Annotated in this window: 1 protein-coding gene; it reads left to right on the forward strand. The window is 72.6% G+C overall.

Annotation, left to right across the window (positions count from 1 at the left end; translation table 11 throughout):
- Positions 1-219 precede the first annotated feature (219 nt).
- Positions 220-11,745: an SDR family NAD(P)-dependent oxidoreductase gene (locus tag ACFWIW_RS25570; protein ID WP_378370771.1), complete on the forward strand. Its 11,526-nt coding sequence runs from the start codon at positions 220-222 to the stop codon at positions 11,743-11,745.
- The last annotated feature ends 10 nt before the right edge of the window (positions 11,746-11,755 follow it).

Raw genomic sequence — 11,755 nt, forward strand, 5'->3', positions numbered from 1 at the left:
CCGCCTGCTCACCCCCCTAGCTGGTCCATTGCGGGCGCCCGGGTGTTTTCCGAAACTCAGATCCCCCATACACCACCGTGCACCTTGGGCTTCCCCCAACACGCCACCGCCGCGCCGACCCCTGCCCGCACCCCGCGCACGACGGTGAACAGGGGGACGTAGGGGTGCGAAAGGGGTCCGTTCCCGCACTAGCTTCGGAATCCCATCCTCGAACCCGAAATGCGGACCATGCGAGACGAACTGATTCTGCGAACTCGACGTGTTCGGCCGGACTGGGCCACGGTGCTGGCCGCTTTCGACGGAACCCCGGACGGGGAGCGACGGCGGGCGCTCACCGAGCTGGTCGTCGCCGAGACCGAAGCGGTGCTGGAGGCGAAGCCGGGCGCGGGGACCGCGGCGCCCGGGACGCCGTTCGCCGAACTCGGGTTCGATTCCCTCGCGGCGGTGGAACTGCACCGGCGGATCTCGGCGGCCACCGCGCTGGAACTGCCGGTGACGCTCGTCTTCGACCATCCGACGCCGTCGGCGCTCGCCGGTCACCTGCGTGATCTGCTCGCCGGTGAGGCCGTGGCCGAGATCGAGGACTACCAGGCGATCGCCGACGACGAACCGATCGCGATCGTCGGCATGGCGTGCCGCTACCCCGGCGGGATCGGTTCACCGGAAGACCTCTGGCGCCTGGTCACCGAGGGTGGGGACGCGACGTCGGAGTTCCCGGCCGACCGCGGCTGGGACGTGGAATCGCTGTACGACCCCGACCCGGGGGTGCCCGGCAAGACCTACACCCGGCGGGGCGGTTTCCTCGAAACCGCCGGGGATTTCGACGCGGGTTTCTTCGGGATCTCGCCGCGTGAGGCGCTGGCGATGGATCCGCAGCAGCGGCTTCTGCTGGAGACGTCGTGGGAGGCCTTCGAGCGGGCGGGGATCGACCCTGTCAGCTTGCGGGGGAGCGCGACCGGCGTGTTCGTCGGCGCGGAGACCCAGGAGTACGGACCGCGTCTCGGTGGTGCGGAAGAAGGTCTCGAAGGGTATCTGCTGACCGGTAACGCGGCGAGCGTCGCCTCCGGCCGCATCTCGTACGCGTTCGGGTTCGAGGGCCCGACGGTCACTGTGGACACCGCGTGCTCGTCGTCGCTGGTGGCCCTGCACCTGGCCGGGCAGGCGCTGCGGCTGGGGGAGTGCTCGATCGCGGTGGCGGGCGGCGTCGCGGTGATGTCGAGCCCCGGCGGTTTCCTCGCCTTCAGCCGTCAGCGCGGGCTCGCCCCGGATGGGCGCTGCAAACCGTTTTCCGCCGCGGCCGATGGCACCGGCTGGTCCGAGGGCGTCGGGATGCTGGTGCTGGAAAGGCTTTCCGACGCCCGGCGCAACGGGCACCGGGTGCTCGCCGTCGTCCGCGGCACCGCGATCAACTCCGACGGCGCCAGCAACGGCCTCACCGCGCCCAACGGCGCCGCGCAGCAGCGGGTGATCCGGCGCGCGCTGGCGAACGCCGGGCTCGCACCGTCCGAAGTGGACGCGGTCGAGGCGCATGGCACCGGTACCGTCCTAGGCGACCCGATCGAGGCGCAGGCACTGCTGGCGACCTACGGCCGCGACCGCGAGCGCCCGCTGCTGCTCGGCTCGGTGAAGTCGAACATCGGGCACACCCAGTCGGCCGCCGGGGTGGCCGGGGTGATCAAGATGGTGCAGGCGATGCGGCACGGTGTGCTGCCCAAGACCCTGCACGCCGACGAACCCACCCCGAAGGTGGCGTGGTCGTCCGGTGCCGTCGAGCTGCTCGGCGAGACCGCCGGCTGGCCGGAGACCGGGGCGCCCCGCCGTGCGGCGGTGTCGTCGTTCGGGATGAGCGGGACCAACGCGCACGCCGTCCTCGAACAGGCCCCGGCCGAGGAAGAGCCCGAGCCGACGCCGGAAGCCTGGCCCACCTGGCTGTTCCCCGTCAGCGGCCGCGACGAGAAAGCCCTGCGCCGTCAGGCCGCCCGGCTGTGTGAAGCCCTGCCGGACAGTGACCTCCCCGCCATCGCCGCCGCGCTCGCCACCACCCGGTCCGCCCTGGAGTGGCGGGCAGTGGTGACCGCCGCCGATCGCGCGGGACTGTTGGCCGGGTTGGACGCGTTGGCCACCGGTGAAGCTCTGCCGAGCCTGGTCCACGGGACGGCGCGGGTCGGGATCGTTTTCAGCGGCCAGGGCAGCCAGCGCGCCGGGATGGGCCGCGAACTGCACCGCCGGTTCCCGGTGTTCGCCACCGCCTTCGACGACGCCTGCGGGCATCTCGACCTGCAGCTGGACCGGCCGCTGGCCGAGATCGTGTTCGCCGCCGAGGGCACCGAGGAAGCCGGGCTGCTGCACCGCACCGAATACGCGCAGTGCGCGCTGTTCGCCGTCGAGGTCGCGTTGTTCCGGCTGTACGAGCACTGGGGCCTGCGCCCCGACTATGTCGCCGGGCACTCGATCGGCGAGCTGGCCGCCGCGCATGTCTCGGGCATGCTCTCGCTCTCCGACGCCGCAGCGCTCGTCGCCGCGCGGGGACGCCTCATGCAGGACACGCGCGAGGGCGGCGCGATGCTCGCCGTGCAGGCGACGGAGGATGAGATCCAGCCGCTGCTGGGCGACCGCCTCGCGATCGCGGCCGTCAACGGCCCGCGGTCGGTGGTCGTCTCCGGCGACGAGGCCGCGGTCGAGGAGATCGCCGCCGCGTTCGCCGGGCGCAAGACCAAACGGCTCAAGGTGAGTCACGCCTTCCACTCGCACCACATGGACGGGATGCTCGACGAGTTCCGCCGGTTCGCCGAGATCCTCACCTTCCGGAAACCGGCGATCCCGCTGGTGTCCACTGTGTCCGGTGAGCTGATCACCGAGGCGACGGCGCCGGAATACTGGGTGGAGCACGTGCGCCGTCCGGTGCGGTTCGCCGACGGCGTGCGGCGGCTGGACGAACTCGGCGTCGACGTGCTCCTGGAACTCGGCCCGGACGCGGTGCTGACCCCGATGGCCGCCGAAGTCCTCGACGGTGAGGGGCCGGCGCTGGTGCCGAGTCTGCGCGGCTCGCGGCCGGAGGCGGAGGCGCTCGCCGCGTCGCTGGCCGAACTGTGGGTCCGCGGCGCAGAACCCGGCTGGCCCCAGGTGTTCGGCACGCACCCGAAGACCGATTTGCCGACTTATGCCTTCGAACGGCAGCGGTATTGGCTGATCGACCAGGACACCGCCGGGGATCCCGGCGCCTACGGGCTGGGCGACACCGGGCATCCGCTCCTGCGGGCTTCGGTCACCACGGCCGAAGACGGTGCCCTGCTGCTCTCCGGCAGGCTGTCCCCGCTCACCCAGCCTTGGCTCGCCGACCACGTCGTCGGCGGTGACGTGGTGCTGCCGGGTACCGCGCTGCTCGAACTGGCGTTGCGGGCCGCGGAACTCGCGGGGTCCGGCGGCGTCGAAGAACTGACCCTCGAAATGCCGTTGGTGCTTTTCGAAGCGGGCGTCCAGGTCCAGGTGTCGGTCCGCGACGGCAGGCTCCTGATCTTCTTCCGTGACACGGAGGACGACGAGTGGACGCGGTGCGCTTCGGGTGCGCTCGGGGCCGCGGCCTCCGCTCCCGACTTCGGGGCGTGGCCGCCCGCCGGTGAGCCCCTTGACCTTTCCGATCTCTACGACCGCCTTGCCGATTCAGGCCTCGACTACGGACCGGCGTTCCGGTGCCTGCGCGCCGCGTGGCGGTCCGGTGACGACCTCTACGCCGAAGTCGCCGCCGTACCGGAGATCCAGGGCGGGTTCGGCGTGCATCCGGCGTTGCTGGACGCGGCCCTGCACGTGCTCGAACTCGGGGCCGGAGGCGGTGGTCCCGCTGCACTGCCGTTCGCGTGGTCCGGCGTGACGCTGCACGCGCGCGGCGCCGATGTGCTGCGCGTCAAGCTCGAGAACCACGTCGCGGGTGCCGAAGCCGGGACGTACTCGGTCTCCCTGAAGGTGGCCGATGGCGCGGGCGAGCCCGTCGCGTCGGTGGGATCCCTGGCCTTGCGCCCCCTTGCCACCGCACCGCGCGCGCAGGACGGCGCGCTCTACGGCGTCGACTGGATCCCGCTTCCCGGGACCCCGGGCACCGCCGAATACCGGCTCTATCCGGACCTGACCGCCGTCGGCGACGAGGTGCCGCCGGTCGTCGCCGTCCGCTGCGCCGAGCCGCTCGAAAACGTGCTGGACCTCGTCCAGGCCTGGCTCGCCGACGACCGGTTCGCCCCGGCCCGGCTGGCGCTGCTCACCGAGGGCGCCGTCGCCACCGAAAACCCCGATCCCGCCGCGGCCGCCGTATGGGGGCTCGTGCGCTCCGCGCAGGCCGAGCACCCGGACCGGCTGGTGCTGGCCGATGTCACGGGAGAAGACGGCCTCGCCGCCGGACTGGCTTGCGGGGAGCCAGAGTTCGCCGTCCGCGACGGCGTGGTGCTGGTCCCCAGGCTGACGCGGGTCCCGAGCCCGGCCCCGGCCTCGTTCACCACCGGCGGCACGGTGCTGATCACCGGCGGGACCGGCGGTCTCGCCGGGTTGCTGGCCCGGCATCTGGTCGAGCGGCACGAGGTCCGCGGCCTGCTTCTCGTGAGCCGTCGCGGCGCCGCGGGCCCGCTCGTCGACGACCTCACCGCACTGGGAGCCGACGTCACGGTCGCCGCCTGCGACATCACCGACCGTGAGGCCGTCGCGGCACTGCTCGCCGAGCATCCGGTGTCGGCGGTCGTCCACGCCGCCGGCGTGCTCGACGACGCGACCATCGCCACGCTCGATCACGAACGGCTGGCGACCGTCCTGCGGCCGAAGGTCACCGGCGCGCTCGTCCTGGACGAACTCACCCGCGACCTCGACCTGTCGGCGTTCGTGCTGTTCTCCTCGTCCGCGGCCACCTTCGACGGCGCCGGGCAGGCCAACTACGCGGCGGCCAACGCCTTCCTCGAAGCGCTCGCCCTCCGCCGCCGCGCGGAGGGCCGCCCCGGTGTCGCACTCGGCTGGGGGTTGTGGGACGCCGGGATGGGCGGACGGCTCGACGAGGCGGCGCTGCGCCGGATCGCCCGCACCGGCCAGCACGCACTGTCCGAAGTGGACGGGCTCGCGCTGTTCGACGCGGCGCTGGCGGCGGACCGGCCGGTGCTGCTGCCGATGCGGATGGACCGTGCCGCACTGCGTGCCCGCGCCACCGCCGCAGGACTTCCGACTGTCCTCAGTGGACTCATACGGGTCACCCGCCCGGCGCCGTCGGCCGCGCCGCGCGGCGGACTGGACGAGGCGGCCCTGCTCGACCTCGTCCGGACGACGGTCGCCGCCGTGCTCGGTCACCCGGACGCCCACGCCATCGATCCGGACCGCGCGTTCACCGAAGTCGGCTTCGACTCGCTCGCCGCCGTGGAACTGCGCAACCGGTTGATCGCGGCCACCGGGCTGAAGATCGCGCCGACCCTGGTGTTCGACCATCCGAACCCGCGTGCGGTCGCCGCGTTCCTCGCCGCCGGATCCGCTCCGGTCCGGGACGAGGTGGCCGCTCCGGCCGAGGCCGACGAGCCGATCGCGATCATCGGCATGGCCTGCCGCTATCCGGGCGGGGTGAGCACACCCGACGACCTGTGGCGTCTGGTCGCCGAGGGGAACGACGGCATCACCCGGTTCCCCGAGAACCGCGGCTGGGACACCGACGGCGTCTACCACCCCGACGCCGACCACCGCGGCACCACCTACGTGCGCGAGGGCGGTTTCCTGCACGATGCCGGGCAGTTCGATCCGGGCTTCTTCGGGATCTCGCCGCGGGAGGCGCTGGCGATGGACCCGCAGCAGCGGCTGCTGCTGGAGATCTCCCACGAAGCCGTCGAACGGGCCGGGCTCGACCCGAAATCCTTGCGCGGCAGCGCGACCGGCGTGTTCGCCGGGGTGATGTACCACGACTACGCGACGGGGCTGAACCGCGTGCCGGACGACGTCGAGGGTTACCTCGGCAACGGGACCTCGGCCAGCATCCACTCCGGCCGGGTCGCCTACACCTTCGGGCTGGAAGGCCCGGCGGTGACGATCGAAACGGCCTGTTCGTCGTCGCTGGTGGCGCTGCATCTGGCGGCGCAGGCGCTGCGGCGCGGCGAATGTTCGCTGGCGCTGGCGGGCGGGGTGACCGTGATGGCCACGCCCGAGGTCTTCGTGGACTTCAGCCGTCAGCGCGGCCTCGCCCCCGACGGCCGTTGCAAGTCCTTTTCGGACGACGCCGACGGCACGGTGTGGAGCGAAGGTGTCGGAATGCTCCTGGTGGAACGCCTCTCCGACGCCCGCCGCAACGGCCATCGTGTCCTCGCGATCGTGCGGGGCAGCGCGGTCAACCAGGACGGCGCGTCCAACGGCCTCACCGCCCCGAGCGGCCCGTCGCAGCAACGCGTGATCCGCCGGGCACTGGCGGACGCCGGGCTCGAACCGTCCGAAGTGGACGCGGTGGAGGCGCACGGCACCGGGACGCCGCTCGGTGATCCGATCGAAGCGCAGGCTGTGCTCGCCACCTACGGCCAGGACCGGGACCGGCCGCTGTGGCTGGGTTCGCTGAAGTCGAACCTCGGCCACACCCAGGCCGCCGCCGGGGTCGGCGGGATCATCAAGATGGTGCAGGCGATGCACCACGGCGTGTTGCCGCGCACGCTCAACCTCGGCACGCCCACGACCAAAGTCGACTGGACGGCCGGGAATGTCTCCCTGCTCAGCGAGCCCGTGGCGTGGCCGGAAAACGGCGGGCCCCGGCGCGCGGCGGTGTCGTCGTTCGGGATCAGCGGGACCAACGCGCATGTCGTCCTGGAGCAGGCTGAGCCGGTCGAAGAGTCCACTTCGGACATTTCGCCGCTCGGTGGCGACGTGCTGCCGTTCGTCTTGTCCGGGAAGACGTCCGCCGCCTTGGCCGCGCAGGCGGACCGGCTCGCCGGGCATCTCCGTGACGACGTGTCCCTGCCCGCGGTGGCCCGTGCGCTCGCGGTGACCAGGTCCGCGCTGGAGCACCGTGCCGTGGTGGTGGCGGGTGACCGCGCCGGATTGACCGCCGGATTGCGTGCGCTGGCCGACGCGGTCCCCGCGCCCCATGTCGTCGGCGGGGTCGCCGAGAACGGCAAGCCCGTCTTCGTCTTCCCCGGCCAGGGTTCACAGTGGACCGGGATGGCGGTGGACCTGCTGGGTTCGTCGGCCGTCTTCGCCGAAGCGATGGCCGATTGCGAGAACGCGCTGCTGTCCCATGTGGACTGGAAGCTGACGCACGTCCTGTCCGACGCGGCGGCGCTGGAGCGGGTGGACGTCGTCCAGCCGGTGCTGTTCGCCGTGATGGTGTCGCTGGCCCGGCTCTGGCAGGCGTGCGGGATCGAACCCGCCGCGGTGGCCGGGCATTCGCAGGGCGAGATCGCGGCCGCGTGTGTCGCGGGCGCGCTGTCGCTCGAAGACGCCGCGCGGGTGGTCTGCCTGCGCAGCAAGGCGATCCTGGCGCTGTCCGGGCTGGGCGGGATGGTGTCGGTCGCGGCTTCCGAGGAGCGCGTCCGGGAAATGCTGCCCGACGGCGTTTCCGTGGCCGCGGTGAACGGCCCGGCCTCCGTCGTCGTGTCCGGTGATGTCGCCGGGCTGGACGCGCTGCTCAAGCGATGCGAACTGCTCGATGTGCGGGCGAAGCGTGTCCCGGTGGACTACGCGTCGCATTCGGCCCACGTCGACTCGATCGAACAGGACGTCGTGACGGCGCTGAGCGGAATCACACCGCGTGAAGCCGAAGTTCCGATGTATTCGACCGTCACCGGGGAGCCGATCGACACGACCACCCTCGACGCGGCCTACTGGTTCCGCAATCTCCGGGCCACCGTCCGGTTCGACCAGGCGGTGCGGCGGCTGATCGAGGACGGTTTCCGGTTCTTCGTCGAGACGAGCCCGCATCCGGTGCTGGTCGCCGGGCTGACCGAACTCGTCGAAGAGGCCGCCGTGCCCGCCGTCGCGCTCGCGAGCCTTCGCCGCGACGAAGGCGGAGCGACCCGGTTCGTCACGTCGCTGGCCGAGGCGCACGCCCACGGCCTCAGCCCCGACTGGGCAGCGCTGCTGCCTGAGGCGGGCTGGGTGGATCTGCCGCCCTACGCCTTCCAGCATCAGGAGTTCTGGCTCACCGATGCCGGGGAACCGGGCGACGCCGCCGGATTCGGTCTCGGCGCCACCGGGCATCCGTTGCTCACCGCCGCGACCGCGTTGCCGGGTTCCGGCGGGCTCCTGCTCACCGGCCGGATCTCGACGGCCGCCCAGCCGTGGCTGGCCGATCACGCGGTGCAGGGCACGGTGCTGCTGCCAGGTACCGCGTTCGTGGAACTCGCGCTGCAGGCCGGGACTCACGCGGGCTGCGGCCGGATCGACGAGCTGACCCTCGAAGCCCCGCTGCCGCTTCCCGAACAGGGCGGCGTCCGCGTCCAGGTCGTCCTGGGGTCCGAAGTGGACGGACGCAGGGAGATCACCGTGCACTCCCAGGCCGAATCCGGTGACGACATCTGGGTGCGGCACGCGTCCGGCTTCCTGACTTCGGACGAGACCCCGGGCGAGGGCCTGGCCGAATGGCCGCCCGCCGGCGCGACGAGCGTCGACCTCGACGGCTTCTACGCCGAAGCCGAGACGCAGGGCTACGGCTACGGCCCGGCGTTCCAGGGCCTGCGGGCGGCCTGGACCTCGGGCTCCGACGTCTTCGCCGAGGTCGTCCTGCCCGACGCCGAGGGAGCGGACCGGTTCGGCCTGCATCCGGCGTTGCTCGACGCCGCCCTCCACGCCCTCGGTACCGTCCGGTCCGGCGACGGCGCGGAACTGCCGTTCGCGTGGACCGGGGTCACCGTGCACGCCGTCGGCGCCACCGCGCTGCGGGTCCGGCTCGCCGTGGGGGCGGACACCGTCGCGGTGACGGCGGCCGACCCGGCGGGCGCGCCGGTCGCGACCGTCGAAGGCCTGGTCACGCGGCCCGCCGCCCTGCCGGGCTCCCGGCGTCCGGACTCGCTGTTCCGGGTCACCTGGACTCCGGCGACGACGCCGGAAGCCATCGGGACGCCGACCGTCACGGCCCTGCCCGACGGCGACCTGACCACGCTCACCGAGGTCCCCGACGTGGTGCTGGTGCCGGTGGGAGCCGAGGACGGCGACCTCACCGAAAGCACGCATCGCACGACCGCCCGGGTGCTGGACCTGATCCGGACCTGGCTGGACGACGAGCGGTTCGCCGACGCGCGGCTGGTGCTGCACACCCGCGGCGCCGTCGCCGACGAGGACGTCCGTGACCTCGCGGCCGCGGCGGTCTGGGGCCTGGTCCGGTCCGCGCAGGCCGAGAACCCCGACCGGATCGTCCTCCTCGACAGCGACACCGACCTTCCGCCGGGGTTGCCCGCCGAGGTACTGGCCACCGGTGAGGCACAGCTCGCGTGGCGCGACGGGGAACTGCTCGTGCCGAGGCTCGCCAAGGTCTCCGCCGACGGCACGCTGACCCCGCCCGACGGCCCCTGGGTACTGGACGCGCCCCGTCGCGGCACGCTGGAAGAGCTCGCGCTCGTCCCGGCACCCGCGGCCGCCCGGCCGCTCGCCGACGGCGAGGTCCGGATCGACGTCCGGGCCGCCGGGATCAACTTCCGCGACGTGCTCATCACACTCGACATGTATCCCGAGGACAACGCGGTGATGGGCAGCGAGGGCGCGGGCGTCGTCACCGAGGTCGGTCCCGGTGTCACCGGCTTGAAACCGGGCGACCGGGTCTTCGGCCTGTTCGACGGCGCGTTCGGCCCGGTCGCGATCGCCGACCGGCGGACGGTGACGGAGATGCCCGCGGACTGGACGTTCACCGAAGCCGCGGCGCTGCCGGTCGTCTTCCTCACCGCCTACTACGGGCTGGTCGACCTCGGCGGGCTCAGGCCGGGGGAGAAGGTGCTGATCCACGGTGCGACCGGCGGTGTCGGCATGGCGGCGGTCCAGCTGGCGCGCCATCTCGGCGCCGAGGTGTTCGCGACGGCGAGCCCCGGAAAATGGGAAGTGTTGCGGGGTCTCGGTTTCGACGACGAGCACATCGCCTCCTCCCGCACGCTGGACTTCGAGGACCGGTTCGGCCGGATGGACGTCGTCCTGGACTCGCTCGCCAAGGAGTTCGTCGACGCGTCGCTGCGGCTGCTGGGCGAGGGTGGCCGGTTCGTGGAGATGGGCAAGACCGACATCCGCGACGCGGACGAGGTCGCGGCCGCGCATCCCGGCGTCACCTACCGCGCGTTCGACCTGCTCGACGCCGGACGGCCGAGGATCGGCGAAATCCTGGCCGAGCTGCTGGAGCTGTTCGGCGCCGGGGCGCTCACCGTGCCCCGTCCGACGGTGTGGGACGCGCGCCGCGCACCCGAGGTCTTCCGGTTCATGAGCCAGGCCAAGCATATCGGCAAGAACGTGCTCACCATTCCGTCCACAATGGACGTAAACGGGACGGTGCTGATCACCGGCGCCACCGGCACACTCGGCGCACTGGTGGCCCGTCATCTGGTCACCGTGCGCGGCGTCCGGCATCTGCTGCTCGTCGGCCGCCGGGGCCGCGACGCGGCAGGCATGGCGGAACTCGAAGCGGAACTGACCGGCGCCGGGGCGTCGGTCACGATCGCCGCCTGTGACGCGGCGGACCGGACGGCGCTGGCCGCCTTGCTCGCCACCGTGCCGCCCGAACATCCGCTGACCGGGGTGGTGCACGCCGCCGGTGTCCTGGACGACGGCCTCGTCGCCACGCTGACTCCCGAGCGGCTGGCGAAGGTGCTGCGGCCGAAGGTCGACGCCGCGGTCAACCTGCACGAATTGACCCGCGACGCGGACCTCGCCGAGTTCGTCCTGTTCTCCTCGGCCGCCGGTGCGTTCGGCGACGCCGGACAGGGCAATTACGCCGCCGCCAACAGTTTCCTCGACGCTCTCGCCCGGCATCGTCGTGCGGAGGGGCTGCCCGCGGTCTCGCTCGCGTGGGGTTTCTGGGCGCAGCTGAGCGGGATGACCGGGCATCTGGGTGAGGCGGATCTCGCCCGGCTCAAGCGGTCCGGGATGAGCCCGCTGTCCACTGAGGACGGTTTGCTGTTGCTGGACGCCGCCCGCGCCGGGTACGAACCGGCGCCGCTGCCGATGCACATCGACCTCGCCGCCCTGCGGGGTGAAGAGGTGCACCCGCTGCTGCGGGGGCTGGTGAAGGCACCGGTCCGCCGGGCCGCCGCGGCCGCCGAGACACAGACCGCCGGATTCGCCGACCGGCTGGCCGGGCTCGCCCCCGCCGCCCGCGGCCGGGCCCTGTTGGACCTGATCCGCGCGAACGTCGCGGCGGTGCTCGGCTTCGGCTCGCCGGAGCAGGTCGGTGTCCGGCAGGCCTTCCGGGAACTGGGATTCGACTCGCTGAGCGCGGTCGAACTCCGCAACCGGCTCAACGCGGCGACCGGCCTGCGGCTGCCCGCCACTGTCGTGTTCGACCATCCGACGCCCACCGCGCTCGCCGAAACCCTCGGCGACCGGTTGGCGCCCGCCGACGAGCCCGACGGTGCCGTTGACGACGAGGTCGCCCGCATCGGCGCGGTCCTCGCCTCGGTGCCCGCCGACCGGCTCCGTGAAGCCGGCGTGCTGGACCTGCTGACCCGGCTGGCCGACCCCGGCTACCGCCCCACCGAGTCGCTCGACGGCGCGGACATCGACGAGATGGACGCCGACCGGCTGATCGAACTCGCTTTCGACGCTTCCGACCCCGCCTGACGTGAAACAC

It is taken from the genome of Amycolatopsis sp. NPDC058340, assembly GCF_042723975.1.
GTDB lineage: Bacteria > Actinomycetota > Actinomycetes > Mycobacteriales > Pseudonocardiaceae > Amycolatopsis.